Origin of the sequence: Azorhizobium caulinodans ORS 571 (assembly GCF_000010525.1) — a bacterium.
In the GTDB taxonomy this organism is placed as follows: domain Bacteria; phylum Pseudomonadota; class Alphaproteobacteria; order Rhizobiales; family Xanthobacteraceae; genus Azorhizobium; species Azorhizobium caulinodans.
The window spans coordinates 4,056,204-4,083,017 of record NC_009937.1 but is presented as its reverse complement, the minus strand read 5'-3'; the positions used below and the strand labels follow the sequence as shown (position 1 = coordinate 4,083,017).

Annotated in this window: 23 protein-coding genes, 2 tRNA genes, 1 pseudogene and 1 riboswitch; of the genes and pseudogenes, 8 read left to right on the top strand and 18 right to left on the bottom strand. The window is 68.1% G+C overall.

All coding sequences use genetic code 11. From position 1 onward, the window contains the following. Positions 1–24: 24 nt before the first annotated feature. A riboswitch (TPP riboswitch) is annotated at positions 25–124 on the top strand. The 3 genes from thiO (at position 113) to AZC_RS18275 (ending at position 2,457) form a co-directional block, all read left to right on the top strand. Then, entirely contained in the window at positions 113–1,312 is a 1,200-nt protein-coding gene (gene thiO, locus AZC_RS18285; protein ID WP_081434040.1) for a glycine oxidase ThiO, read from the top strand. It overlaps the preceding riboswitch by 12 nt. A 79-nt stretch (positions 1,313–1,391) precedes the next feature. Next, a complete protein-coding gene (gene thiS / locus AZC_RS18280) occupies positions 1,392–1,598 on the top strand; it encodes a sulfur carrier protein ThiS (protein ID WP_012172076.1) in 207 nt (68 codons plus the stop codon). Positions 1,599–1,656: 58 nt separating this feature from the next. Continuing rightward, positions 1,657–2,457, top strand: a complete 801-nt coding sequence (locus tag AZC_RS18275; protein WP_012172075.1) for a thiazole synthase — start codon at positions 1,657–1,659, stop codon at positions 2,455–2,457. A gap of 42 nt (positions 2,458–2,499) precedes the next feature. Here the strand turns inward: AZC_RS18275 and AZC_RS18270 are convergent, their stop codons facing one another. From AZC_RS18270 to AZC_RS18245, 6 genes and pseudogenes are all read right to left on the bottom strand, one after another. Further along, positions 2,500–3,270: a siderophore-interacting protein gene (locus AZC_RS18270; protein WP_043879565.1), complete on the bottom strand. Its 771-nt coding sequence runs from the start codon at positions 3,268–3,270 to the stop codon at positions 2,500–2,502. Between the two features lie 255 nt (positions 3,271–3,525). After that, positions 3,526–3,601 (bottom strand) — tRNA-Lys (locus tag AZC_RS18265). Between the two features lie 80 nt (positions 3,602–3,681). After that, a tRNA-Lys gene (locus AZC_RS18260) sits at positions 3,682–3,757 on the bottom strand. A gap of 156 nt (positions 3,758–3,913) precedes the next feature. Next, a pseudogene (locus tag AZC_RS18255) lies at positions 3,914–5,472 on the bottom strand (tripartite tricarboxylate transporter permease). 11 nt (positions 5,473–5,483) lie between these two features. Further along, a complete protein-coding gene (locus tag AZC_RS18250) occupies positions 5,484–5,945 on the bottom strand; it encodes a tripartite tricarboxylate transporter TctB family protein (protein ID WP_012172072.1) in 462 nt (153 codons plus the stop codon). A gap of 128 nt (positions 5,946–6,073) precedes the next feature. Then, a complete protein-coding gene (locus AZC_RS18245; protein ID WP_043879564.1) occupies positions 6,074–7,069 on the bottom strand; it encodes a tripartite tricarboxylate transporter substrate-binding protein in 996 nt (331 codons plus the stop codon). Positions 7,070–7,372: 303 nt separating this feature from the next. On the opposite strand from AZC_RS18245, the gene AZC_RS24510 reads away from it, so the two are divergent. Next, positions 7,373–9,334 (top strand): DUF6600 domain-containing protein, encoded by a 1,962-nt coding sequence (locus tag AZC_RS24510; RefSeq protein WP_052285990.1) that lies wholly within the window; start codon positions 7,373–7,375, stop codon positions 9,332–9,334. Between the two features lie 67 nt (positions 9,335–9,401). Here AZC_RS24510 and AZC_RS18235 read toward each other — a convergent pair whose 3' ends face one another. Both AZC_RS18235 and AZC_RS18230 read right to left on the bottom strand, forming a co-directional pair. Then, on the bottom strand, positions 9,402–10,493 hold the full coding sequence (locus tag AZC_RS18235) for a DMT family transporter (protein WP_012172069.1): 1,092 nt from the start codon (positions 10,491–10,493) through the stop codon (positions 9,402–9,404). Between the two features lie 69 nt (positions 10,494–10,562). Beyond that, the gene (locus tag AZC_RS18230; protein WP_012172068.1) at positions 10,563–12,143 is read right to left on the bottom strand and encodes a 2-isopropylmalate synthase; all 1,581 of its coding nucleotides are present in this window, start codon (positions 12,141–12,143) and stop codon (positions 10,563–10,565) included. Positions 12,144–12,606: 463 nt separating this feature from the next. On the opposite strand from AZC_RS18230, the gene AZC_RS18225 reads away from it, so the two are divergent. Together AZC_RS18225 and AZC_RS18220 are read left to right on the top strand one after the other, a co-directional pair. Next, positions 12,607–12,855, top strand: a complete 249-nt coding sequence (locus AZC_RS18225) for a zinc-finger domain-containing protein (RefSeq protein ID WP_012172067.1) — start codon at positions 12,607–12,609, stop codon at positions 12,853–12,855. A gap of 2 nt (positions 12,856–12,857) precedes the next feature. Continuing rightward, complete coding sequence (locus AZC_RS18220; protein WP_012172066.1) at positions 12,858–14,018, top strand: FAD-dependent monooxygenase; 1,161 nt, start codon at positions 12,858–12,860, stop codon at positions 14,016–14,018. 44 nt (positions 14,019–14,062) lie between these two features. Here the strand turns inward: AZC_RS18220 and AZC_RS18215 are convergent, their stop codons facing one another. The 7 genes from AZC_RS18215 to AZC_RS18185 form a co-directional block, all read right to left on the bottom strand. Continuing rightward, positions 14,063–15,175 carry an endonuclease/exonuclease/phosphatase family protein gene (locus AZC_RS18215; protein ID WP_012172065.1) on the bottom strand — a complete coding sequence of 371 codons (1,113 nt, stop codon included), beginning with the start codon at positions 15,173–15,175 and terminating at the stop codon, positions 14,063–14,065. A 76-nt stretch (positions 15,176–15,251) separates the two neighbouring features. Beyond that, positions 15,252–15,863, bottom strand: a complete 612-nt coding sequence (locus AZC_RS18210; protein WP_012172064.1) for a thiamine phosphate synthase — start codon at positions 15,861–15,863, stop codon at positions 15,252–15,254. Positions 15,864–15,975: 112 nt separating this feature from the next. After that, on the bottom strand, positions 15,976–17,595 hold the full coding sequence (locus AZC_RS18205; RefSeq protein ID WP_052285989.1) for a putative bifunctional diguanylate cyclase/phosphodiesterase: 1,620 nt from the start codon (positions 17,593–17,595) through the stop codon (positions 15,976–15,978). Between the two features lie 47 nt (positions 17,596–17,642). Continuing rightward, positions 17,643–19,178 carry a sensor domain-containing diguanylate cyclase gene (locus tag AZC_RS18200; RefSeq protein WP_052285988.1) on the bottom strand — a complete coding sequence of 512 codons (1,536 nt, stop codon included), beginning with the start codon at positions 19,176–19,178 and terminating at the stop codon, positions 17,643–17,645. 192 nt (positions 19,179–19,370) lie between these two features. Next, complete coding sequence (locus AZC_RS18195) at positions 19,371–20,300, bottom strand: glutaminase (protein WP_012172061.1); 930 nt, start codon at positions 20,298–20,300, stop codon at positions 19,371–19,373. 94 nt (positions 20,301–20,394) lie between these two features. After that, the gene (locus AZC_RS18190) at positions 20,395–21,939 is read right to left on the bottom strand and encodes a TerC family protein (protein WP_012172060.1); all 1,545 of its coding nucleotides are present in this window, start codon (positions 21,937–21,939) and stop codon (positions 20,395–20,397) included. Between the two features lie 294 nt (positions 21,940–22,233). Next, positions 22,234–22,485 carry a hypothetical protein gene (locus AZC_RS18185; protein ID WP_012172059.1) on the bottom strand — a complete coding sequence of 84 codons (252 nt, stop codon included), beginning with the start codon at positions 22,483–22,485 and terminating at the stop codon, positions 22,234–22,236. 274 nt (positions 22,486–22,759) lie between these two features. On the opposite strand from AZC_RS18185, the gene AZC_RS18180 reads away from it, so the two are divergent. Next, entirely contained in the window at positions 22,760–24,016 is a 1,257-nt protein-coding gene (locus AZC_RS18180) for a porin (RefSeq protein WP_043879563.1), read from the top strand. Between the two features lie 331 nt (positions 24,017–24,347). Further along, a complete protein-coding gene (locus AZC_RS18175) occupies positions 24,348–25,070 on the top strand; it encodes an SDR family NAD(P)-dependent oxidoreductase (RefSeq protein ID WP_012172057.1) in 723 nt (240 codons plus the stop codon). 9 nt (positions 25,071–25,079) lie between these two features. Here the strand turns inward: AZC_RS18175 and AZC_RS18170 are convergent, their stop codons facing one another. From AZC_RS18170 to AZC_RS18160, 3 genes are all read right to left on the bottom strand, one after another. Then, the gene (locus AZC_RS18170) at positions 25,080–25,595 is read right to left on the bottom strand and encodes a GNAT family N-acetyltransferase (RefSeq protein WP_012172056.1); all 516 of its coding nucleotides are present in this window, start codon (positions 25,593–25,595) and stop codon (positions 25,080–25,082) included. Next, the gene (locus AZC_RS18165; RefSeq protein ID WP_012172055.1) at positions 25,592–26,170 is read right to left on the bottom strand and encodes a helix-turn-helix domain-containing protein; all 579 of its coding nucleotides are present in this window, start codon (positions 26,168–26,170) and stop codon (positions 25,592–25,594) included. Before AZC_RS18165 ends, AZC_RS18170 begins: the two co-directional genes overlap by 4 nt. A gap of 318 nt (positions 26,171–26,488) precedes the next feature. After that, the gene (locus AZC_RS18160; RefSeq protein WP_012172054.1) at positions 26,489–26,683 is read right to left on the bottom strand and encodes a CsbD family protein; all 195 of its coding nucleotides are present in this window, start codon (positions 26,681–26,683) and stop codon (positions 26,489–26,491) included. Between the last annotated feature and the right edge of the window lie 131 nt (positions 26,684–26,814).

Sequence of the window (26,814 nt, the reverse complement as noted above, 5' to 3'; positions counted from 1 at the left end):
CGAAGCATCGTGCGGCGATAATGACTTGACGGCCTGGGGTGCCGCGCGTCACGCGCGGCTGAGATCACACCCATCGAACCTGTCTGGGTCATGCCAGCGTAGGGAGGAGCCGATGAGCGAGAGCTTGTCGCATCACGATTCCGCATCTTCGTCCGCCCATTCCGCGCGCGCATCCGGTGCGCGGCCGCGTGTCGCCATCGTCGGCGGCGGCGTCATGGGCCTGTCCATCGCCTGGCGGCTCGCGGAAGCCGGCTGCACGGTGGAGATCTTCGAGCAGGGCCGCACGGGCCTTGGCGCCAGCCATGCGGCGGCCGGCATGCTTGCCGCCTGCGCCGAGGCGGAACCCGGCGAGGAGGGCCTGCTCGCCCTCAATCGCGAGAGCCAGCGCCTGTGGCCCTCCTTTGCCGCCGATCTGGAGGCCGCCTCCGGCATGGCGGTGGACCTGCGCACGGACGGCACCATCGTTCTCGCCCTCAATGCGGACGATGCGGCCAAGCTCCGCCACCTCATCACCTTCCAGCAGGGCCTCGGCCTGCCGGTGGAGTGGCTGAACGGAGCGGAGGTGCGCCGGCGCGAACCCCATCTCGCCACCAAGCTCGCGGGCGCCGTATGGTGCCCCGAGGACCATCAGGTGGACAATCGCAAGGTCTCCGCTGCCTTGCGCGTTGCGGCGCTGAAGGCCGGCGCGACGTTGCATGAGGACATGCCCGTCGAGCGCGTGGAGGTCGTGGACGGTCGCGCCCGTGCCGTCATCGCGAAGGGCGAGCGCTTCGGGGCGGATATCGTGGTTCTGGCGGCAGGCGCATGGTCGCGCGGCGTTGCCATTACTCCCGCGACACCGCTGCCGGTGCGGCCGGTGAAGGGGCAGATGCTGGCGCTCGCCATGGACCCGGCCGCACCCATCCTGAGCCATGTGGTGTGGGCGCCGGGCACGTATCTCGTACCGCGCAAGGACGGGCGGCTCATCGTTGGTGCGACGGTGGAGGAGCGCGGCTTCAATGCCGATCTCACCGCCGGCGGGCAGCTGGCGCTGCTCACCCATGCCTGGCGGGCGCTGCCCACCATCGAGGAACTGCCGATCCTCGAGCAATGGGTCGGCTTCCGCCCCGGCAGCCGGGACGACGCGCCCATTCTCGGCCGCAGCGCCGAGGTGGAGGGGCTGGTGTTCGCCACCGGCCATCACCGCAACGGCATCCTGCTGCTGCCGGTGACGGCGGAAGCGATCTCCCGCCTCATCCTTGAGGGTGAGACGGACCCGGTGATCGCGCCCTTCGTGGCGGAACGCTTCCTGCCGCGCGCGGCAGCGGAATGAACCCGGCCGCGTGACGAACGAAAACGTCCGTGGCAGCGTTGGACCTGAAAGCACAGACAGACGGCGAGAGGCGAGGGACGTGAAGCAACTGCGCGTGAACGGCAAGGATGAGCAGATGGCGGTGAAGACCGTGGCCGATCTCCTCGGCGCCGTGGGGCTCGATGCCACCCGCAAGGGCATTGCGGTGGCCGTGAACGGCGCCGTCGTCTCTCGCCGCGCCTGGGAGGCCACCGCGCTCGCCTCGGGCGATGCGGTGGAGATCATCCACGCCAAGCAGGGCGGCTGACCGCATCAGCCCCGCGAACAATCTGAGCGCCGGATCAGCCGGCCGGAAAGAGACCGACATGAACGTGAACGTTCCCGTCCCGAGCACGCTGGCCGATCCGCTGGTGATCGCCGGCCGCACCTTCTCCTCCCGCCTGTTCCTCGGCACGGCGGGCTATCCCAACCAGAAGGTGTTTCTCGATGCGCTGGAGGCCTCCGGTTCGGAAATGGCCACCGCCTCCATCCGCCGCATGAGCCTTGAGGGCTATGAGGAGAGCCTTGCGGACCTTCTTACCGGCCGCGTGCACATCCTGCCCAACACTGCCGGCTGCCAGACCGCCAAGGACGCCATCCTCACCGCCGAACTGGCGCGCGAGGCGCTGGAGACGGACTGGGTGAAGCTGGAGGTGATCGGCGACCGCGAGCTGCTCTATCCCAACGTGGAAGAGCTGCTGAAGGCCACCGAGGAACTGGTGAACCGGGGCTTCGTGGTGCTGCCCTATTGCAATGACGATCCTGTCACCTGCCAGAAGCTGGCGGATCTCGGCGCCGCCACCGTGATGCCGCTCGGTTCCATGATCGGCACCGGCCTTGGCATTGCCAATCCGCACATGATCGAGCTGATCTGCGCCCGCTCGCCGGTGCCCGTCGTGCTGGATGCCGGCATCGGCACCGCGTCCGACGCCGCGCAGGCCATGGAGCTCGGCTGTGCTGCGGTGCTGCTCAATACGGCGGTGTCCAAGGCCCACGATCCGGTGCGCATGGCCCGCGCCTTCCGCTACGCGGTGGAAGGCGGGCGTCTGGCGCGCCTCGCCGGCCGCATCCCGAAGAAGCTGCACGCGGAAGCCTCCAGCCCCGAATTCGGCCTCGTCGGCAGCTGATCCCAGCCATCTGCCGGGTCCCTCGGGACCCGGCATCGCGTTTCAGTCCTCGAACTTCTCTGTGGCGTCGGCGGTGCCGTGCACCCAATAGCCCGATGCCCGCAACCAGCCGGGCGGCACCTGCCGTTCGCCGAGCAGATGCGCGCGGATGGCCCGTGTGACCGAGGCTTCGGCGGCGAGCCAGACGAACGTGCCGGCCGGGATGTCGATGCCCTTGAGAGGCTCGAGCAGAGGTCCGACCTCCCGCGGATCGCGCCGGTGGACCCAGAGGGCGGTGAGGCGGGCCTCGGTTTCAAACCGTTGCTCGTCCTCGGGTCCGGGCACCGCCACGAGGCTCGTGACGGTCGTGCCGGGGGCGAATTCCTCGATCCGGCGGCCGATGGAGGGCAGGGCGGTCTCGTCGCCGATCAGCAGCCAGTTGCGGATCGCCCCGCCGATGACCATCGAGCCGCGCGGGCCGCCGATCTCCACTTCGTCGCCCACGCGGGCATCGAGCGCCCAGCGGGTGGCGGGACCTGCCTCATGCACCGCGAAGTCGATGAGCAGCGTACCCGTGGCGGCATCGTAGCGCCGGGGCGTGTAGTCGCGCATCTGCGTCCCGCCTTGGCCGTCCGGCACGAAGATCTTGATGTGATCCGCCGGGGACAGGGAGGTGAAGCCCTCCATCTCCGCACCGCTGAGGGTGATGCGGATCATGTGCGGGGTCAGCCGTTCCGTCGCGGCGACGGTGAGGCGCCGGCGGCGCAGGTCGTGGCGCACGCGCTCGATGCGCGGAAGGTCGAGATCGGAGGGGACGGGAGAGGTGTCAGTCATGTGCGTCACTCAGGTGAGGTCCGGACGCGGCTGACTGGGGCGCAGGCGCACGTCCGGAGGTTTTGAACATCCGTCGGTGCGTTGAATGACGTTAACGCTTACGCGAGCCTCTCAAGGCTCCTGCAAACCGGGTGATAAAGCGCCGCCGGCCGGGGCACAAGCGGATGTCCGGAAGGTTGGAGAAGATCGAAACGGAGCTGTCCCAGAGGAAGGGGTGTCGCCACGCTTCGCTTTGGTCTCGGCCGGGTGACGGGATGGTGGGCGCACTAGGGCTCGAACCTAGGACCCGCTGATTAAGAGTCAGCTGCTCTACCAACTGAGCTATGCGCCCCCGTCACGGGGTCATGGTACCGAACGCCGTTCCGCCTTGCGGCGGACCGGGAGAGAACCACTTGAACCTTGGGAGGAAAGTGGTGGGCGCACTAGGGCTCGAACCTAGGACCCGCTGATTAAGAGTCAGCTGCTCTACCAACTGAGCTATGCGCCCTCGGGGGTGTCCCCGTTCGGGAAGGCTCATGTAGCAAAGGCCCCCCCGACTGTCCAGCACAGCGTGACAGAAAATTCACGCCGCGCCGGACGCTGTGGACAAGCTTCGCGCGGGTCTGGCAGGCCCCGCGCGAAACCGAGCGTTGGCAACGGCCGCTCACTCCTTGAAGGCCTCCTCGCGGGTCTTCTGCACCGAGGGCAGCAGCACCACCACCAGCGCGATGGCGGCGAGGATGAGCAGCGCGGCGGAGATGGGCCGGGTGACGAAGACCATGGGGTCGCCGCGCGAGATCAGCATGGCCCGGCGCAGATATTCCTCCAGCATCGGGCCGATGACGAAGCCCAGCAGCAGGGGCGCCGGCTCGCAGTCCATTCCTCCAGCATCGGGCCGATGACGAAGCCCAGCAGCAGGGGCGCCGGCTCGCAGTCCAGTTTCACCAGCGCATAGCCGAGGATGCCGAACAGGGCCATGGTGTAGACGTCGAACGTGTTGTTGTTGACGCTGTAAACGCCGATGCAGCAGAAGGCGATGATCGCCGGGTACATCACGTGATAGGGCACCGTGAGCAGGCGCACCCACATGCCGATCAGCGGCAGGTTGAGCAGCACCAGCATGAGGTTGCCGACCCACATGGAGGCGATCACGCCCCAGAACAGATCCGGCTTGTCCGTCACCACATTGGGGCCGGGCGTGATGCCCTGGATGATGAGGGCGCCGATCATCAGCGCCATCACCGGGTTGGAGGGAATGCCCAGCGTGAGCATGGGAATGAAGGAGGTCTGCGCGCCGGCATTGTTGGCGCTCTCCGGTCCCGCCACGCCCTCGATGGCGCCACGGCCGAAACGGCCCGGCGTGCGGGAGACCTTCTTCTCGATGGAATAGGAGGCGAAGGAGGAGAGCATGGCGCCGCCGCCCGGCAGGATGCCGAGGAAGGAGCCGAGCACCGTGCCGCGCAGCACCGGGGCGATGATGGCCTTGAACTCGTCCTTGGTCAGCAGCAGGCTCTTCACCTTGGCCGCCACCAGCGAGCGCTGGCTCTCGTCCTCCAGGTTCCGGATGATCTCGCCGATGCCGAACATGCCCATGGCGAGGGCGACGAAATCGAAGCCGTCCGAGAGTTCGTCGAGATCGAAGGTGAGGCGCGGCACGCCGGTGTAGATGTCCTGTCCGGCGAGGCCCAGCAGCAGGCCGAGCACGATCATGGCCAGCGCCTTGACGACGGAGCCGGAGGCCAGCGTCACCGAGGCGACGAGGCCGAGCACCATCAGCGCGAAATATTCCGGCGGGCCGAATTTCAGCGCCAGTTCCGCGAGCGGCGGCGCGAAGACGGCGAGCAGGAAGGTCGCCACCGTGCCGGCGAAGAAGGAGCCGAGCGCGGCTGTCGCCAGCGCCGCCCCCGCGCGTCCCTGCCGGGCCATCTGGTGGCCGTCGATGGCGGTGACCACGGATGAGGATTCGCCGGGCAGGTTGATGAGGATGGCGGTGGTCGAGCCGCCATACTGGGCGCCGTAATAGATGCCTGCGAGCATGATGAGGGAGGAGACCGGCGGCAGCCCGAAGGTGATGGGCAGCAGCATGGCGATGGTGGCGATGGGGCCGAGCCCCGGCAGCACGCCGATCAGCGTGCCGAGCAGCACGCCGACGAAGCAGTAGAAGACGTTCTGCAGCGACAGCGCGACCGAGAAGCCGAGGGAGAGGTTGTCGAGGAGTTCCATGTCCGCCCGCCTCAGTGCCCGCCGAGCCACGGGCCGAGGAGCGGCAGCGGAAGGCCGAGCCCCAGGATGAAGACCGCCCAGCAGAAGACGCACATCACGGCGGTGATCGCGAGGGCGGTCTGAAGGCGGAACAGCCGGCTGCCGAGCGTGGAGAGGAAGACGCTGACGCCCACCGCCGGCAGGAAGCCGAGGGGTTTCATGGCGAAGCCGAAGAAGACGGTGGCGCCGACGAGGATGATGAGTGCGCGCCACGCCGTGCCGGTGGGCGCTTCGCCCGGCGTGCGCAGGCCGTTCACCAGCACGATGAGGCCAAGCAGGGCGAGGACGGCGGAGAGCAGCAGGGGGAAATAGCCCGGCCCCATGCGCATGGCCGTGCCGATCTGCAACTCCCGCGACTGCCACGCGAACAGCGCCGCAAGGGCGATGAACAGAAGCCCTGAAATCACATCCTTCGGATTGCGCACGAAGCCCATGGCCCGTCGGTCCCCCCGGTATCACACGTGAGATGGATGGGAGGGGTGGCTCAGCCGATTCCCTCCTCAAGAAGAAGCCGCCCGCCGGACCTGAGGCCGGCGGGCGGGAGATTCAGCCGTGGCGGCAATCAATCGGCATAGACGCCGGCCGCCTCGATGATCGGCTTCCACTTGGCGACTTCCGCGGTGAGGAAGGTCTTGTGGAATTCGGCGCTGCGGCGGTCCTTCGGCTCCGGCTCGGTGCCGAGATCGGCGAAGCGGGCCACCACCTTGGGGTCTTCCAGCGCGGTGTTGAGGGCGGCGTTGAGCTTGGCCACCACGTCGGCCGGCGTGCCCTTGGGCGCATAGAGGCCGTGCCACACCGTCACTTCGAAGCCCTTGAGGCCGCCGGCTTCCATGGTGGGCAGGTCGGGCAGGGACTTCACCGGCTCCTTGGTCGTCACCGCATAGGCCTTCACCTTGCCGCCCTTGATCTGGCCGGTGGTGTTGGTGGTCTGGTCGCACATGAGGTCGATCTGGCCGCCCACGAGATCGTTCATGGCCGGGCCCGTGCCCTGATAGGGCACGGTCGTCACCTGCGTGCCCACAGCCGACATGAAGAGCATGCCGCACAGGTGCGAGGCCGAGCCGACGCCCGCATTGCCATAGGTGACCTTGTCCTTGTTCGCCTTCACATAGGCGACCACGTCGGCGATGGACTTGGGCTCGAAGCCGGGCTTGGCGATGAGCGTCATCGGCACGGCGGTGATCAGGCCGGCGGTCTCGAAGTCCGTCACCTTGTACGGCAGCTTGCGATAGAGGCTCGGGGCGGTGGCCTGGCCGATGTGGTGGAGCAGGAGCGTGTAGCCATCAGGCGCGGCCTTCGCCACCTGGCCCGCGCCGCGGGTGCCGCCGGCGCCGCCCACATTCTCCACGATCACCTGCTGGCCGAGCGTCTTGGTCATGGATTCGGCGACGAGCCGGGCCACCGTGTCGGTCGGGCCGCCGGCCGCGAAGGGCACCACCACGGTGATCGGCCGGGCGGGATAGGCCTGCGCCTGGGCCGCCCGCGGGGTCGCCGCAAGGCTGAAGGCGGCGGCACCCATGAGCACGGCCAAGGCCGCGCGCGCGGTCTTCCTGAACATCACGTCCTCCTCTGTATCCCCTCCCGGGGAAGAACCGGCGCCTTGTTCGCGCACTTTGTTCTGTTGAAGGGCCACGCGCCCCTTCCGTCAAGTCATCCTTTCGCTAGGGAATGTCACGCTTCGCCGCCCGCCACTTGTGGCAGCCCTGCCGGATGGTGGTACCCCCTGCCTCGCCAGCGCCATCCCGGCGCCGCGAACTGGGGTCCAAGGCCTTGAATTACCTTCTTCTTTCCCCAACGGCGCCACGGAACAGAGGCTCCATCTCTGCCGTTGTCCGTCCCGAAACAGCAGGCGAGGCTCACGATGGTTCTTCGGCTGAAACGGCACACCCGCCTTCTGGCGGCAGGCGCGGCCGCAGGTGTCCTGCTGGGGGCAGTCGCCCCCGCGCTGGCGCAGGCGCCGGGTCCCCGCCCGGCCTCGGTGCAGCAGGTGGACGTGAACGTCTTCTATGCACCGCTGGCCGAACACGGCACCTGGGTCTCCCATCCGGTCTATAAGTACGTCTGGGTGCCCACGGGCCTCGACGCCTCGTGGCGGCCTTATCAGGAAGGTCGATGGGTCTGGACCGACGACGGCTGGTACTGGGATTCGGCCGAGCCCTTCGCCTGGGCCGTCTATCATTACGGCCGCTGGGGCTATGATCCCGATTACGGCTGGTTCTGGGTGCCCGGCGACACCTGGGCGCCGGCCTGGGTGAAATGGCGGCGCGGCGGCGGGCATACGGGCTGGGCGCCCATCGCCCCCGATGCGCCCGGCTATGCCTATGGCCCGCCCCGCCGCTACGAGGCGCCGGTGGCCGAGAGCTGGGTTTTCGTGGAGGACCGCTATGTGGCGGCGCCGGATCTCACCGTGCGCGTCCTGCCCATCGCGGCGCTCGCGAGCTGGCTCGCCACCGACGCGCGGCCCTACGATCCCTATTACGGCAACGGCCGCGTGGTGACGCGCTTCGTGCCGCCGCAGGAATTCGGCACCGTCGTGGAGCGTGAGGTGATCACGCGCCGCGTGGTCTATGTGAACCGCTACGATCAGGTGTTCGACGACACCGGGGGCGCCCGCCTCGGCATCTATCGGCCCTATGTAACCGCCGCGCAGGACATCCCGCCGCCGCCGCGGGTGATCCGCGACGTGCCGGCCGAGCGGCGCCTGCTCATCCGCCAGTATGTGGGACCGGAAGCGCCGGCCGCCATCGCGCCTTCCGCCGCCCTTCTCGGCGTGCTCGCGCCCGACCAGAGGCAGGCGCTGCGGGAAGCGCGCTTCTCCGGCAACGAGACGGCCTACCGGCAGGATGTGGAGCGCTTCCGCGAGATGCGGGAGAGCCAGCTCCAGCGTGAATGGGCGGACGCAGAACGCAACCGCGCGGATTATGAGCGCACTCGTCTCGAAACCTTGCGCCAGCGCGAGCAGATGCAGCAGCGGATCCTCCAGCAGCGCCAGCAGCGCGCGACGCAGGTGATTGAGCAACTGGAGCGCGAGCGGCCGAATGCCGTGCCACCCGCGCTGCCGCAGGCGCCCAATGCGCCGGGCGGGCGCGCCCTCCCGCCGCCGCCTCCACCGCCGGCGCAGGGACAGCCCCAGCCCGCACCGGCCGCTCCGCCCGCGCCCGCCGGTGCGCCCGCTCCGCAGGCTGCGCCTCCGCCTCCCGGTGCTGCGCCGCGGCCGGAGCCGGCCCGTCCTGCGCCGCCACCGCCCGGTGCCGCCCCGCGACCCGAGCCTGCGCGTCCGGCGCCCCCGCCGCCTCCCGGCGAACCCGCGCGCCCTGTGCCGCCGCCCGGCGAGCGGGAGCGTCCCGTTCCGCCGCCGCCAGGCGGGGCCCCGCGTCCGGAGCCCGCGCGTCCCGCGCCTCCGGCCGAGCGTCCCACGCCGCCGCCTGCCGCCCCACGCGCCGAGCCCGAACGGTCCGCTGCGCCGCCGCCTGCCGAACGGGAGAGAGCCGCACCGCCCCCGGCGGCCCCACGTCCGGAAGCGCCCCGTGCGGAGCCTCCGCGCCCGGCCGGCCCACCACCGGCCGAACGCGAGCGTCCGGCCCCGCCGCCCGCGGCCGCGCCCCGGCCGGAGCCGGCGCGTCCCGCGCCGCCGCCTCCCGAGCAGGTCCGGCCCTCCCAGGTCGAGCGCCCACCGGCGGCCCGGCCCGAGGCCCCGCGCCCCGAAGCACCACGTCCGGAGGCGCCGCGTCCGCCGGGTGGTCCGGAGCGTCCCCGCCCCGAGCATCCCCCGCAGGGCGGCGGGCGTCCCGAGGCGCCCCCGGATACCAAGCCGCCGCAATAAGCGGCGATACTCCCGAGAAAGGCCGGCGAGCACCGGCCTTTCTTATGTCTGGTGGGCGGGGCCGGTCTCAGCCGTGCGGATGCGCGGGCGGTTCGTCGGCTTCAGCGGCCGCGCCGTCGTGCCGGTGGCGGTGGTGCAGGTCCGGGTAATGGGGATGGCGGTGCCGCAGCGGTGTATGCACATGCCAGTGGCTGTGCGGTTCGCCGGGCGCGTCATCGGGGCCGTGGGCGTGCTGGTGGTGCGCGTCGTGCCGGTGGCGATGGGCATGGGCGAGGGGCAGGTGGTCGTGCTCGTGCTCATGCTGTTCTGTCAGGTGCAGCCAGAGCCCGATGGCCATGAGTCCCCCCGCCAGCAGCAGCCGCACGGTGAGCGGCTCGCCGAGCAGCCCCACCGCCAGAAGTGCGCCGACGAAGGGTGCCAGCGCGAAATAGGCGCCAGTCCGTGCGGCCCCGAGATGGCGCAGGCCGAGCACGAAAAGAACCAGACTGACGCCATAGCCGAGGAAGCCGACCGCCAGCACCGCCGCGAGAAGGGCCGGCGCGGGCAAGGGCGCGCCCGAAGCCAGGGCCAGCCCGAGGTTCACGCTCCCCGCCACCACCCCCTTCAGCAAGGCGATCTGCACCGGATCGGCGGCGGAAAGCTTGCGGGTGAGATTGTTGTCGATACCCCAGCACAGGCACGCGCCCGCGATGAGCGGCGCGCCCCATCCCCATTGTCCACCGCCCTGCCAGGACAGAACCAGCGCGCCCGCGAGGATGGCGCCGGCACCTACCAGAAGCCGGCGGTCCACATTTTCATGGAAGGCCACCCAGGCGATGGCGAGGGTGGCGAGGCTCTCCAGATTGAGCAGCAGCGAGGCGCTGGCGGCATCCGTGCGGCTGAGGCCCAGCATGAGCAGCAGCGGCCCGAGCACGCCGCCGGCGAGAATAACCAGCGCCAGCCACGGCAGGTCCGCCCGTTGCAGCGGCGCTTCGCTGGCGGGCTGTCCGGCCAGCCTGTGGCCCGCTTTCATGAGGCCGAGCCCTAAACCCGCGCCGAGATAGAGCAGGCCCGCCATCATCCACGGGTCCACCGCGCCCAGCAGCAGCTTGGCGAGCGGCGTGCTGGCGCCGAACAGCACAGCGGAGAGGAGCGCGAGCAGAACACCGGTGCGGTGCATGGACCGTCCTCAGACAAAAAAGCCCCCGCCGGAGGGCGAGGGCTTCGGATGTGTCGTGTCGGGCACCGCTCAGCTGGCGGCGGCCTGCGCGTTCACGCTCTGGCGCTTCACGGAGAGCTTGTTGAGCGCCGTGATGTAGGCCTGCGCGGACGCGACCAGCGTGTCGGGGTCGGCCGCGCGGGCGGTCACCACCTTGCCGTCCTCTGCGAGACGCACCGAGACCTCGGCCTGCGCGTCCGTGCCCTCGGTCACGGCATGCACCTGATAGAGCTCGAGCTTGGCGGTGTGCGGGATCAGCGCCTTGATGGCGTTGAAGGTGGCATCCACCGGGCCGTTGCCCTCGGCTTCCTCAATGCGGGGCTGGCCATCCACTTCGATGCGCATCGTGGCGCGCTGCGGGCCGCGGGTGCCGGCGATCACCGAGAGCGACAGCAGCTTCACGCGATCGTAGGCAGCGGCGATGCCCTGATCCACCAGCGCCTCAATGTCCTCGTCGTAAATGACCTTCTTGCGATCGGCGAGGTCCTTGAAGCGGGTGAAGGCGTCGTTCAGCGCATTCTCACCCAGCTCGTAGCCCAACGCCTTCAGCTTGTCGCGGAAGGCAGCGCGGCCGGAGTGCTTGCCCATCACCAGCGAGGTCTTGGTCACGCCCACGCTCTCGGGGGTCATGATCTCGTAGGTCTGGGTGTGCTTGAGCATGCCGTCCTGATGGATGCCGCTCTCATGGGCGAAGGCATTCCGGCCGACGATGGCCTTGTTGTACTGCACCGGGAAGGACGTCACGCCCGAGACCATCTTCGAGGCGCGGGTGAGCAGGGTGGCATCGATGCCGGTGCGATAGGGCAGCACGTCGCGGCGGGTGTTGATGGCCATCACCACCTCTTCCAGCGCCGCATTGCCGGCCCGCTCGCCGATGCCGTTGATGGTGCATTCGATCTGCCGCGCGCCGCCGGCGAGGCCGGCCAGCGAGTTGGCGACCGCCATGCCGAGGTCATTATGGCAATGGACCGAGAAGATGGCCTTGTCGGAATTTGGTACGCGCTCGCGGACCGTCCGGAAGAGCGCCTCGTATTCCTGCGGCGTGGTGTAGCCCACGGTGTCGGGGATGTTGATTGTGGTTGCGCCGGCCTTGATGGCGGCCTCCACGCAGCGGCAGAGGAAGTCCATCTCGGTGCGCGTACCGTCCTCCGCCGACCACTCCACATCCTCCACATGGTTCCGGGCGCGCGTCACCGAGGCGACGATCATCTCCAGCACCTGGTGGGGCTCCTTCTGGAGCTTGTACTTCATGTGCACCGGCGAGGTGGACAGGAAGGTGTGGATGCGGCCGCGCTTGGCCTGCTTCACCGCTTCCGCGCAGCGGTCGATGTCGTTGAGGGCGGCGCGGGAGAGGCCGGCGATGATCGCCGTCTTGGAGCGGCGGGCAATCTCGGCCACCGACTCGAAATCGCCGATGGAGGCGATGGGGAAGCCGGCCTCGATGACATCGACGCCCATGGTTTCCAGCAATTCCGCGACCTCGAGCTTCTCCTCGAAGGTCATGGAGGCGCCGGGGCACTGTTCGCCGTCGCGCAGGGTGGTGTCGAAGATGATGACGCGGTCGGTCGCCTCGGTGGAGACGGCGGGCGTAGCGGCGGTGGTCTCGGTCATGTCACGGGTCCTTCGGGACGGGCCGTCTCGATCCGATTGTCAGGAGAGAGGGCCTCGGGTGCGTCGGTCTGGCTTTTCCGCATCCCCTGAGTGCCCAGGCGCGTGCGCCCGGCCGGCCCTCAGGGGCGGCTAAGGAGAAGGAGCGCGCGCAGAACAAGAGCGTTGCCCGGATTGGTCTCAATCCGGGGGGAGGTACCAGCGATGTTCGTCGGACGGGACGACACGGGCTGCTGCTCGCTCACCAAAAAATTGCGCTCTGGTCCGCTCATACCCGCAAAGGTGCGATGGAGGCAAGGTCTGCTTTGCGGCTCGGAAGAGAAAGCCGCGCGTGCAGCGCCGATCCGGCCGCTTCGTGCGCGATGTCCCCGCGCGACATGGCGGCGCGGTGCGGCAGGGAGGTGTTCAAGCGCGCCGGAACATGCTCTAAGCTCGCGCGCAACCCGATGGGACAGAGACAAGGCCAATGGCGGACACAGGCATTCCTCACTTCTGCAACGATCTCGGCGTGAGCGTCATCGAAGTGGGCGCGCGGGAATTCATGTGCATCGGCGCCAAGCCGCCGTTCGACCATCCGCACATCTTCATCGATCTGGGTTCCGATACGGAAGCGGTCTGCTCCTACTGCTCCACCCTCTATCGCTACAATCCGGCCCTGAAGGCCGGCACGGCGAAGCCTGAAGGCTGCGTCTGGGCAGACAAGCCGGCGGCCTGACATTGGGCCAGACCTCGCCCGCCAGTGCGCTCATCGTCGGTGCCGGCATCGGCGGTCTGGCGTGCGGCATCGCCCTGCGCCGGGCGGGCCTCGCCGTGCGCATGGTGGAGCAGGCGGACGAGCTTGCCGAAGTGGGCGCCGGCCTTCAGCTGACGCCCAACGCCACCCGTCACCTGCGCGATTTCGGCGTGCTCGATGCGCTGGAGACGGTCGCCGTGAAGCCGCGCGCCCTTGAGGTGCGGGACGGCCAGACCTTCGGCCTGCTGGCCCGCTGCGACTATGCGCCTGCCGTCGCGAAATACGGTGCGCCCTTCCTCGTGCTGCACCGGGCCGACTTGCAGAAGGCCCTGGCCGACGGCGCGAAGGCTGCGGGGTGCGACATCCTGCTTGGGGCCCGGCTGCAAAGCCTCGACACCCATGGCGACAATCTGCGCGCTGTGGCGGAGCAGGAGGCCGGCCTCATCGCCGAGACCGCCGACATCGTGATCGGCGCCGATGGCGTGCGCTCGCTGGTGCGCGAGCATCTGCAGGTGGGCGTGCGCCCGTCCTTTGCCCGGCGTGTGGCCTATCGCGCCACCATTCCCGTGCGGGCCGACACGCCGCCGGATGTGCGCCTGTTCCTGGGCCCCGACGCCCACCTCGTGACCTATCCCATCCGCGCCGGCGCGGCGGTGAATGTGGTCGCCATCGTGCGACAGGACCGGCCGGTCAACCGCTGGAGCGAGCCGGGCGACGCCAGCACCGTGCATGAGGCCTTCTCGCAATGGGCGCCCGAAGTGCGCTCGCTGCTGCTCGATGCCTCCTCTTTCCTGTGCTGGGGCCTCTATGACGTGGACCCGCTGCCGCGCTGGGGCGCCGGGCGCACGACGCTGCTGGGCGATGCCGCCCACGCCATGCTGCCCTTCCTCGCGCAGGGCGCCGCGCAGGCCATCGAGGACGCCGCGACGCTCGGGTCCGTTCTGGGGGCTGGCGGCCCGCTGGAGCCCGCGCTGCGCCGCTACGAGGCGCTGCGTCAGGCGCGCGCCGCCCGCGTTCAGCGCGGGGCCCGCCGCAATGCGGTGATCTATCACCTGAAGGGCCCGGCCCGGTTCGCCCGCGATCTGGCGCTGCGCGCCACCGGCGGCAGCCTCCTGTCGCGCTACGATTGGCTCTACGGGGGCTGATCGCTCAGCCCCACGCGGCCAGCAGCGCCCGGCCTGCCTCCCGCTCAAAGAGCGAGATCGACCCAGACCGCTGAATGGTCGGATGCGGCATCCGCAGGCCTTGCCACCTCCGGGTATACGTCCCACCTCTTGGGACGGCTGCCCGGCCACGCGCCCTTCCTGAACACACCGCCGGCCGTGACCTTGCCGAACAGTTCGGGAGACAGGAGGATGTAGTCGATCTTGTTATCGGCATTGCAAAGGCCGTAGGTGCCGGGATAGCCGCCGTTGTCGAAGGATGCATGGCCGAACACATCCTTGAGATCTGTGCCGGACAGCAGCGGCGCCAGTGCCGCGCTTCCTGGCGTATCATTGAAATCACCCAGCACCGCAATGTGGCTGTACCCGTCAGCGATGCGCTGCTTGTAAATCTCGGCGACCCGTGCCGCTTGTGCCTTTCGACGCGCATCGGACGTGGCTTTGGAACCGAAGCCCTTGCTCTTGAAATGATTTAGGAGAAGCAGCAGGTTCTGGCCGGATGGCGTGTGGATCTCGTATTCCGCACAATCGCGGGAGAAAATGGGCTGTCCATTGGGCAGACGATCATCCACGTGGCTGCGCATGTCGCCGATGGGATAATCGGCGCGGGTGGCAATCCCAACGTCGATGCCGCGCTCGTCATTCCCATCAATGACCATCACATGGTCGAAAGGTATGGCGTTGACCGCAGGCAGGATCTGAGTGTTGAAGGCCGAGAGCACTGGCCGGCTTTCGACTTCCACGAGAGCCATGACATCGGCCTTTACGTCGCCGATCACGCGAGCCGTGTTGCGCATGGCTTCCTCGGTCACGGGCGCATCGCGCAGTTCCAGTGATCCGGCCCAGTCGGCGCGCCCGGCTGCTGTTATGACGATGTCGCCCTCCTTCGGGCGCTTGAGTAGGGCGCCCCGGCTGCGCCGGAGGAGGACAAAAGGACCGGTGTCGGCGCCCTCAAGGCCGAGGGTCTTCATCAACTCGACCATGCGGCGCTTGTCCGCTTCGGAATAGACCTGTTGCCCCAAGAGGGTATTGAGGGCGCTGAATGCCTCCAAGACCGGCTGTCCTTGATCCCAGTTCTCAAGGTTCATGGCTTTGGCGCGATCGAACAGATTTTCGACGTTAAAAGTCGCAATGCGCATGGGAAATCGTCCAGAGATGAAAATTTATCCCTGAAGAAGAGCATAAATTCGCGTCAAACGTGTAACTGTTTCTTCACTACCCAATCGCGGCCAGCAGGGCGCGCACTTCTGCTGCCGGATCGTTCGCCCGCATCACGCCACCCATCACGGCTGCACCGGCAAGGCCGCTGTCCTGGCAGAGGAGCAGCGTGTGGCGGTCGAGGCCGCCGAGGGCCAGCAGGGGCAGGGCGGTGGCGCGCGCGAGCTGCGCCAGCCCCTCTGGCCCGAGTGCGGGGCCATAGCCGGGCTTGGAGGCGGTCTCGAAGGCCGGACCGGCCACCAGATAGGAGGCGGACGGCGGTGCGGCCGTGACCTCCGCCATGCTGTGGACTGAGAGCCCGATCAAGGCGTCCGGCCCCAGCAGGGCGCGCGCGGCATTCACATCGGCCCCGGACGGCAGATGCACGCCATCGGCGCCGGCCTCAAGAGCGAGCGCGGCCGTGCCGTGGAGGGTCAGGCAGGCCCCATGCGCATGGGCGACGGGCAGAAGCCGCCGTACGAGGTCCACCTGTTCGGCCGGGGCAAGGTCCTTCTCCCGCACGCTGGTCCAGCGCAGCCCCGCGCCGAAGGATGCTTCGAGCACGTCCGAAAGATCGGTCCTTGCCTGATGACGATCGGTGATCAGAAGCAGGGGCGGGTGGGGCAGCACGGCGGGCTCCTGTCATGATGCGGCGGGCACAGTGCTTATGCAGCACGCGCCCGTCCAGAGGCATGCCCCGCCTTCGTCGGAGCTATCGGAAACGTCGCGCGTCGTGTTGCCCTCACGCCCGCTGGCGGGCGCCGGCGTCGGGCGCCGGAGCGGCTGCCCGGCTGTTGAGGAAGGCGGGCACTTCCTCGCCGCGCATGGGCTTGGCGTAGCAATAGCCCTGCCCGTAGTCGCAGCCGATGGAGCCGAGCCAGACGCCTTCGCCCGCTTCCTCGATGCCCTCCGCCGTGGTGAGGATGCCGAGGCTCTTGCTCATGGCGAGAATGCCCACCACGAGGCTCTTCGACTGCGGATCTGTGTTCATGGAGCGCACGAACGACTTGTCGATCTTCAGCTTGGTGACCGGGAAGCTGCGCAGGTTCTGGAGGCTCGAATAGCCGGTGCCGAAATCGTCCAGCGCCACCTCGATGCCAGCGGTGCGGAAGTTGGTGAGGATGGCGCGGGCGGTGGTCACGTCATTGACGAGGCCGGTCTCGGTGATCTCGATCTCCAGCCGCTGGGGCGGGAAGCCGGCGGTGCGCAGGGTGCGGTAGATCTGGTCCGGCAGCGAGACTTCCTTGAGCTGTACCGGCGACAGGTTGACCGAGATCTTCAGGTTCTGCGGCCACTTCGAGGCGTCGAGGCAGGCCTGCCGCAGGATGGCGGTGGTCAACTGGCCGATGAGGCCGATTTCCTCGGCCACGGGAATGAAGGCGTCCGGCGAGATGAATCCGCGGATGGGGTGGTTCCAGCGGGCCAGCACCTCGAACCCGGCCAGGGAATTGTCCGAGAGCCGCAGGAAGGGCTGGTAGAAGGGCACGATGGCGCCGTTGGCGATGGCGGTGTGCAGGTCGCGCTGGAGGCGGAGGGTCTGCTTCAGCTCGCGGTCCATGGCCGGCTGGAAGAAGCGGTAGGTCCCCGGGTTGGCCTTGGCGCGGTAAAGCGCGGCTTCGGCCGCGCGCATCAGCTCCATCTCGTCCGTGCCGTTGTCGGGGGAGACGGCGATGCCCACCGTGGCGCCGAGCCGGGCATCCAGACCGTTCAACTGGTAGGGCGAGGAAAGGTGGTTGATGATGTGCTGCGCCAGCTTGCCCAGAGCGTCCAGCGAGGCGGGGCGGGGCATCACGGCGATGAATTCCTCGCCGCCGAGGCGGGCGAGCACGGCATCCGAGGGCAGCAGCGACTTCAGCCGGTTCGCCACCTCCACCAGCACGAGATCCGACAGGCTGTGGCCGTGCAGGTCGGCAACGGAGCGGAAGCGGTCGATGTCCACCAGCAGCACCGCGGTGTGCGGCCCGTTGGCGCCCGCAGCGCCGAGGCGCTTGCGCAGGGTGTCGCGCAGGATGCGGCGGTTGGCGAGGCCGGTCAGCGGGTCGTGACGGGCGAGGGAATCCGCCTTCTCGCGCGCCTTGATGACCTCCATGCGTGCCCGGTCGAGCCGCCGCATGAGCCGGAAGAGCAGCAGCGCGGGGCCGATCTGGCTCAGCGTGGCGAAGATCACGGACGTGTAGATGAAGCGCCAGCGGTCGTGGCTGCCGAAAGTCTCGAAATTCACGCCGAAGCGCGAGAGCAACTGGTCCTGAACAATGAATTCCCACGACGTCGAGGTGATCCCCATGATCACCAGCGTGGCCAGCAGTGTCAGCAGCACGGAGATGGGCGTGACCAAGGGGGCAGAGGTGGTGTGCTTGCTCACGCCTCCCTCCGTTCCTTGCATGTTGGTTCACGCACGCGGCGCATTCTTTAAGAGGCCTCTGCCACGGGCCGCAAGACACGTGGCATGTCAGGCGCCATGATTATGCAATTTCGTCCCCGGTCCTTTGCTTCGTACAACGCTGCGTCGGCAAGCCGCACGATGTCTGCAACCTGTTGCCCCGGGGAGGGCGACAGGGCGCAGGCACCTATGCTGACCGTAACGGGCAAGACTTGTCCGGCGCTGTCCTCGAAGCGGAGCGCGCGGACCGCATCGAGAATGCGCTCGGCAATCCGCAATGCCCCCTCGCGGTCGGTGTCGGGAAGAATGGCCGCGAACTCCTCGCCGCCATACCGGGCGATGAGGTCGCCCGGCCGGTGCACCGTCTGCGAAAGGGTGGCGGCGATGCGGATGAGCAGGTCGTCGCCGGTCCAGTGCCCGTGGGTGTCGTTGAACGCCTTGAAGTGATCCACGTCGATCATCAGCAAGGCCATCGTTCCGGAGGACCGGTAGGACCGGCGCCACTCCTGGCCAAGCCGTTCATCGAAGCGGCGGCGGTTGGCGATACCGGTGAGGCCGTCCGCCCGCGCCAGCTCGTTCAGCTGTGCCTCCGCTTCGGCGCGGCGGAGCAGCTCACGCCGGAAGAGCACGGTGAGGGCCATGATCGCGCTCACAGCGAGCGACGTGACGAGCACCATCGCGAGCGCCCGGTGGCTCCAGCGGCTGTAGATCTCGCTGACCGGGATGGAAGCGGACACGATGAGCGGCGCGTCCGCCACATGGACGAAGGTGTGCCGGCGCACCGGCGTTCCGGGCGGGAGGGCGGCGTCGAACGTGCCGTGGTGAGTGTTGAGGATCTGGGCAAGATAGGTTGGCGATATGGCGCGACCCTGCGGGTCTTCATGGCCGCCGCTGACCCGGTTCCGCAGCACCAGGGCGCCGTCGCTACGCCAGAGGCTGAGGGCGCCTTCCGGTCCCAGCCGCCCGCCGTCCAGCAGGGAGTCGAGATAGGAGAGGCGCACCAGGGCCAGCATGATGCCGAGGAAGGTGCCGTCCGGCGCGCGCCGGCCGATGCTGACCATGATGCCAGGCTCCCCGGTGAAGCGGTTGCGCAGGACAAGGCTGACGTAGAGGCCGGCGCTGGGATTGTCGCGATGGACGACGAAATAGTCGCGGTCATCGACGGTGAAGTCCGCCGGAACGTCGGAGTAGGACGACAGGAGGATGCGCCCGCCGGGATCGGTTATCGCAATGCCCTCGAGCTCGCGCCCGCGTTGGGTGCGGACCTGCATCCAGCGCTGAAGCTGGGCGTCCGTCAAAGACCAGGACTGGCGGTCAGTGAAGACGGAGCGGGCATCGACCAGCATGGTGTGGAGGGCGCCGATGTCGTCCGCCAGTTCCAGGGCCGCGAACTGGAGCACGTTTTCCGTGGTGCTGGCATTCGCCTCCGTCGCATCCTGCCGCGACAGCACGATGGTGATGACGGTCATGGTGAGGATCGCGCAGACAGCGACTGCGGCCAGCAGGCTGAGCACGCGGGAGAATCGCACCGCGCGCTGCAACACCTCGGGCCTGACCTGTTCCATCCGGCGAGCGCTCCCTCCCAGCACGCCTGCCGTTCCTGCCGACGAAGTGACACGTGGGGCGGATGGGTCGGGCTGTAGCAGGGTAAGGTGCCAGGCGCAGCTTGTGCGGACCTTGCGTCAGGTGCGAGGTCCAGGATGGATCCGCAGCGGTTGCGCCCGCGTCCGGCAGGAGGTTCCGGGGCACCCCGCGGATCAGCCGGCGAAGACCGACCAGCGCATGGCTTTGGCGAGGCGCTCCAGCGCGATGGAGCCGAGTAGCGAATTGCCGTGCGGATCAAGACCCGGAGACCAGACCGCGATGGAGGCCTTGCCGGGCGCGATCGCCAGAATGCCTCCACCCACGCCGCTCTTGCCCGGAAGGCCCACGCGGAAGGCGAAGTCGCCCGAGCCGTCATAATGGCCGCACGTCAGCATCAGCGCGGCGATGCGACGGGCGCGCTCGGACGCCACCACACTCGGCCCCTCGGGCGTCAGGCGGCCGGAGAAGGCGAGATAGCGGCCGGCGCGGGCCAGGTGCCGGCAGCTCATGGCGATGGCGCACTGGTGGAAATAGACGCCGAGCGCATGGTCCACCGGATGGCGGAGCACGCCGAAGGAGCGCATGTAGTTTGCGAGCGCCGTGTTGCGGAAACCGGTTTCCTTCTCCGATCGCGCCACAGCCTCGTCGATGGTGATGCTCTCGTCGGCGGCGACGAAACGCACGAAGCGCAGGATGGCGCCCAGCGCCTCGCGCGGCTGGTGGCCGGAGAGCATGGCGTCCGCCACCACGATGGCCCCTGCATTGATGAAGGGGTTGCGCGGGATGCCGTGCTCATACTCCAGCTGCACGATGGAGTTGAAGGCGTTGCCCGAGGGCTCCTTGCCCACCCGCGTCCACAGCGCGTCGCCGATCTGGCCGAGGGCGAGGGTCAGGGTGAAGACCTTCGAAATGCTCTGGATGGAAAAGACGGTGTCCGCGTCCCCCGCCAGGATGGTCTCGCCATCGGCGGTCACCACCGCCATGCCGAACTGGTTGATCGGCACTTCCGCCAGCATGGGGATGTAAGTGGCCACGGCGCCGCGCTCGGTCGCCTTGGCGAGGTCGGCGGCGATCTCCGCGACGACGTCATTGAGCTTCGGCAACGCTTCCCCCGGTCAGGCCATGGCGCACCCGGCATAGCGCGGGCCGTGCGGCGTGACTATAGCCGCCCCGTGCCGCTTGCGAAGCGGGGCTGCCTCAGGCGGCTTGCGCGATCCGCACCGTGCCGACGCTGCGCTTGTCGAGGGAGACGACCTCGAACACGAGGCCGTCCGCCTCCAGCCGCTCGCCTTCCTCCGGCAGATGGCCGAGATGCGTGATGATGTAGCCGCCCAGCGTCGAGAAGCGGTGGTCCTCGTCCACGAGATCGCGGTCGAGGGCGCCGCTGAGCTGGCGGATGTCCATATAGCCTTCCACCAGCCAGGAGCCATCCTCCTGCGCCCGGAGGCGGGCGGGCTCCTCGCCCATGTCGGGAAACTCGCCGGCGATGGCCTCGAGGATGTCGGTGGGCGTGGCGATGCCCTCCAGCGAACCGTGCTCGTCCACGATCATGGCCATCTGCACGGGGGAGCCGCGCAGCAGTTCCATGACCTTCAGCACGTTGGTGTTCTCATGCACGACCACGGGCTGGCGGGTGACGCGGGCCCAGTCGATGTCCTTGCCCTCGATCAGGGCGTTCAGCAGTTCCTTGGTGATGGCGACCCCGGCGAACTCGTCCACCCGCCCGCGCGCCAGCACGACGCGGGAATGGGTGAGCTCGCAGATGGCGGCGTGGAGGGCGTCGCGGTCGTCCTCCAGATCGAGCCACTCCACCTCGTTGCGCGGCGACATGATGGAGCTGACGGGCCGCTCGCCGAGATCGAGCACGCCCCGGATCATTTCCTTTTCCTCGGGCCGGAAGACCTCCCCCTGCGCGGTCTGCTCCGCGATCACGTCCACCGTATCGGCGAGGCTTTCGTCGCCCCGGCGGCCGCCGAGCAGACGCAGCACCGCTTCCGAGGTGCGCTCGCGCAGCACGTTGGTGGTGATCCGCTTCTCGCGGTTGTGGCGGCCGAGCTGGTTGGCCGCCTCGATCAGCACCGAGAAGCCGATGGCGGCGTAGAGATAGCCCTTCGGGATGTGCACGCCGAAGGCTTCCACCACCAGGCTGAAGCCGATCATCAGCAGGAAGCCGAGGCAGAGGATGACCACGGTGGGGTGGCGGGAGACGAAGATCATCAGCGGGCGGGACGCCCACATCATCAGCGCCATGGCGCAGCAGACGGCCGTCACCATCACCCACAGGTCGTTCGCCATGCCGACGGCGGTGATGACGCTGTCGAGGGAGAAGACCGCGTCCAGGACGACGATCTGCGCGATCACCTGCCAGAAGGCGGCGCGCGCGGCGCCGTTCTCGCGCGGCTTGGGCTCACCCTCCAGGCGCTCGTGCAGCTCCATCGTGCCCTTCGCCAGCAGGAACACGCCGCCGACGATCATGATGAGGTCACGCCCGGAGAAGGGCATGTCGAGGACGGTGAACAGCGGCTTGGTGAGCGCCACCAGCCAGGAGATGGAGAACAGCAGCCCGATGCGCATGAACAGGGCCAGCGAGAGGCCGATGATGCGCGCGCGGTTACGCTGGGCGACGGGCAGCTTGCCGACAAGGATGGCGACGAAGACGAGATTGTCGATGCCCAGCACCACTTCGAGCGTGATGAGGGTGACGAGGCCGATCCAGATATTCGGATCCGCAAGGGCTTCCATGGGATGTCCTGTCAGACGGCCGGGACGGGGCGCGGGTCGGCGGCTGCGGGCGCCTCCTGGCGGGCCGCGATGCGCTCAGGCTGTCGGGACGCACTGTGCTGACCGCGCTTCGGCACGGCCAGCCACCATCGGAGCGGACTATCGCCGCAACTGTCCCCGTCGGGCATTCGGACCCATTCCCAGCCAGCCAATACCCAGCCGTTCTAACAATCCGGCGGGGCGGCCATCAAGGGCCATGTCCGATCTGCGCCTGCGATCCGGCGCGGGCCACGGACATGAAGAGGGCGTCCGCCCTTACTGGTCGCGGGTCTTGCGGGGCGGGGTGATGTCAACGGCCGTTATGTCGATGACCTCATAGCCCCCCTGGCGGCGGACGGTGGTGCGGCCGAAGAAGAGGATGTAGAGGCCGCCCGCAACGACCATCACCGCGATGAAGATGCCGGCGGCCATCAGCAGGCTGCCCAGCACGGTGAACACCAGCACGGCAACGACGGCAGCCACGATGAGGGCAGCCACGGCGCGCAGGATCGTCAGCAGGCGGTTCATCCTCTCCCTTTCTTCCCGTTATCCATTCGATCGTTCCCCGGACGCAGCTTGCGCTGGGGCACGTCTGTGACGTGGTGACGCTGTCATCCCCACGCAATGGGTAACGTGACAGATGGATGTGGCTTTTTTGAGCGTTTGCAGCGCTTTTTGGACGGGATCCAATGTCCGGGTCGCTGCTTTTGCTTGCGCTTGCAAGCGGGGCGCTGGATGGTGCAAAAAACGTTGGCTTCGAGAAATGATACAACATATCATCCGCCGGAATCAGGAGGCTGGGATGAAGGTCAAGGGGTTGGTCGCTGGCTGCGGCCTTGCAGTGGCGATGATCGGGGGAGCTAACGCTGCGGATCTGCCGGTGAAGGCGAAGGGCGTTGACTATGTGAAGGTCTGCACGGCCTACGGACAGGGCTTCTATTACATTCCCGGCACGGACACCTGCCTGCGCATCGGCGGCTATCTGTGGGCGGAAGGCTATTACAATACCTATACGAACTACCCTTCGGTCAATAACAAGACCTATTCCATCGCCACCGCCGGCCTGATCTGGGACGCGCGCAGCCAGACCGAATATGGCACGCTGCGCTCCTACTTCGACCTGCGCTTCCGCTGGCGCTCCTCCGACCCGTGGTCGAACGGCCCCAACGGCGTCGATGTGGACGTGTGGAACGCCTATATCCAGTTTGCCGGATTCACCTTCGGACACGCCCAGTCCTTCTTCGACTTCTACGCCAATGCCGGCGTGCTCGGTACCGATCCGGCGACCATCGGCGACGACACGCGCCTCAATCTCATCGCCTATACCCATGAGTTCATGGAGGGGCTGAGCGCGACCGTCTCCATCGAGGATTCGGCCGATCGTCTCGCAGGCGTCGTGCCGCAGGATCCCGCCGCCTTCGGGACCGACAGCCTTCAGACCGGTTCGCATGTGCCGGATTTCGTCGCCAACCTGCGGGCGGAAGGCAAGTGGGGCTCGGCCCAGGTTTCCGGCGCGCTGCATCAGGTGCGGGCGCTTGATCTCAACAACCAGTTCTCCGCCACCGACACCTGGGGCTATGCCCTGCAGGCCGGCGTGATGGTGAACCTGCCCATGCTCGCGGATGGCGACAATTTCTATCTGCAGGCGGCCTATGCCAATGGCGCCATGTCCTATCTCGGCCTTCAGAACCCGAGTGGCGCCTACATCATTCCCGACGCCTATCTCGGCCTTGCCGGCCTGTCGCTGGTCAGCGGCTGGAACATCACCGCCCAGTTGCTGCACAACTGGAACGACAAGTGGAGCACCACGATCTTCGGCGGCTATGCGGCCTTCGACGTGAACAATCCGGTGGCGCAGGCCTCTTACGGCTCCACCGGCGGCAACAACTACAATGTGGGTGGCAACCTCGCCTGGACGCCGGTGACCAATCTCACCATCGCGCTCCAGTATGACTACACGGTCATGGAGGTGAACAATTACGTGGCGACCGACTTCTCGCCGGCGCTGGCGTCCACGAAGGCCCATCGCGGCCTGCTGTTCGTGTCGCGCAATTTCTGACGACGCTGGCGGAGCGCAAGCTCCGCCACGCACCATCTGCGGCGTGCCGTACGACACGGCCGCATTTTCCTGGTCGATCGATCACCTGGAACCACCAGCCGAGGCGCGGGCGGAATCGGAGTACATCCGTCCGTCTCCCGCCCTGTCACCGCGTCTCCTGAATACACCGCCGTAGCGGTGTGTCGGTGACTGCGGCGGCGCCACGCGCTGCTGATGGTGGAGAGATAGGCGCCCTTTGCGTCCTTTCAAGGGCGAGGGCGAAATTTTCCGCTGCCCCCGGCCATCCCGTGGCGCTTTGCGTCCGTATCCTCCGGCAGAGCAGGGAGGCGACATGGCACGGACGGCAATCCTCATCGGCGGTGCGGGCGGCATCGGGCGCCCACTCGCCCTGCGACTGGCGGCACAGGGCTGGCGGCTGCATCTCATCGGCCGGACGGCCGCCAAGCTCGAAGCGCTCGCAGCCGAGACGGGCGGGACCTGGGCTCAGGCGGATGTGCGGGACACGTCCGCGCTTGCCGCTGCCGTCGCTGCCGCGCCCGGACCGGTCTGGGCGCTCGCCTATGCGGCCGGAACCATCACCCTGAAGCCGCTCGCCCGGATCACGCCTGACGATGCGCGGGCCGATTTCGAGGTGAATGCGCTGGGCGCCATGGCGGCGGTCCAGGCCGCGTTGCCCGCGCTGAAGGCCGAGGGCGGCAGCGTAGTCCTGTTCTCGAGCGTGGCGGTGGGGCAGGGCTTTGCCAATCACGCGTCCATCGCCATGGCCAAGGGGGCGGTGGAGGGGCTCACTCGGGCGCTGGCTGCGGAGCTTGCGCCGAAGATCCGGGTGAACTGCATCGCCCCCTCGCTGACGGAGACCCCGCTCGCGGCTGTCCTCACGGCCAATCCGCAGATGGCGAGTGCCATCGCCGGGCTCCACCCTCTCCAGCGTCTCGGCGCGCCGGACGATATCGCCGCAGCGGCCGCCTTCCTCCTGTCGGATGAGGCGGGCTGGATCTCCGGCCAGATCCTGGGCGTCGATGGGGGACGGTCCAGTCTGCGGACCAAGGGCTGACGGCCCGTCTTACACGCGCTTCCACATGAAGGTGGTGGGGCAGGGGCGCCCGTCCGGCCACAGGGCGTATTCCGGCACCGTGCCCGCCACCTCCCAGCCGAGGCGGCGATAGAGGCGGAAGCCGTCGCCATCGGTCACGGTGTCGAGGGTGAGAAGGCTCTTGCCGGCCGCGCGTCCGGCCTCCTCTGCCGCCCGCATGAGCGCGGCACCGAGCCCCTGCCGGCGACCCGCGCGATGCACCAGCATCTTGGCGATCTCGCCGCGGTGCGGCTGGTTTGGCGGCGTGGCCAGAATGACCTGAACGGTGCCGAGGATGCGGCCGTCGCCTTCCTGCGAGACGAGGAGCGTGCGCTCGCCGCGTGCGACACCTTCCGCAATGCTCTGCCAGAAGGCCTCCGCTTCCGCGCGGCTCATGTCCGCCATGAAGCTCACCGAGGCGCCGCCTGCCACGCAATCCAGCAGCACGTCGGCAAGCGCGGGGACGGCCGCGCGGGCCTCGTCACCGTCAAGGGCACGCACATTCATCGCCGGGTCTCCGGGCGGGCGAGCACCACCGCATAGCGGGCGGGCGTCTCGCCGGGATTGTGGAAGATGACCGGCTGATCAAGCGTCATGGCGAGGCAGTCTCCGGCGGAAAGATGAAAGGTAGCGTCGCCGACCGCGAGTTCCATGGCGCCCTCGAGCAGCCAGAGCTGCTGCACGATCCGCGTCTCGTGGTAGGCGTCGAAGACGACACGGCCGCCGGAGGGGAACTGCACCTCGACGATCTCCAGCGCAGGCGCGCCCGGCGGGCTGACATTGCGCCGCAGATAACCGGTGCCTGGATCGCGCCACTCCGCCTGCTCGGCACGGCGCGCAACGCGGGGCGCCGCCGGATCGAGGCCCGGATCGGCCTCCGCGAAGATGCTCGCCAGCGTCAGGCCGAAACCGGTGGCGAGGCGGTTCAGCAGTTCTGCGGTGGGGCTCGCCTCGCCGCGCTCGATCTTCGAGATCATCGCCCGCGAGACGTTCGAACGCTCCGCCAGATCCGCCAGTGACCAGCTCCGCGCCTCCCTCTCCTGACGGAGCCGGCGCGCCAGCCGTCCCGTGATGTCGTCCATGCCGCCCCCGCGTCGATCATCATCGTATCACGATGATTCCATCATAGTGGACGAAATTGCGGCGTCAATCGCGGTAAGGGCGCGGATCGCCGCTTGCCGAGTCCTGCCCCCGGCTCGCACGCCTCGCGGAAAGCCGGCCGAAGTCGGGGCCGAGCGCTGACAAAGGTCTAGCCTTACGTAAGGCCTTGAGCGCAGCCGTCGGGACCGATGTCTTCCCGTGCCCGGCGGAATCAAAAACCCCCGGCTGAAGCCAGGGGTTTCTCGGTGGTCTGAGGGCCGCCCCAGGGCGGCCCTTCTGATGAAGCCGGTGACGGCCGGTCAGGGAGTCCGGTCCACCGCGTCCTTCACGGCGTCCTTGGCCTTGCCGAGGGTCTGCTGGCCCTCGCCCTTGATCTCCTGAACCTTGCCTTCGGCGCGCAGGCGGTCGTTGCCGGTGGCCTTGCCGATGCCCTGCTTCACATTGCCCATGGCCTCGTTGGCCATGCCGGAAATCTTGTCGCTGGTGCTGCCCATGGGTCCGTCCTTTCGGTTGGTGGGAATGCCATGACAACCACCGGACGCATCGAACGGTTCCGCTCACGCAACGCCTCCCCGATGCGCCATGGCCAAGATGCATGGCTCGCACGCGAAAAAGATTTCTCTGT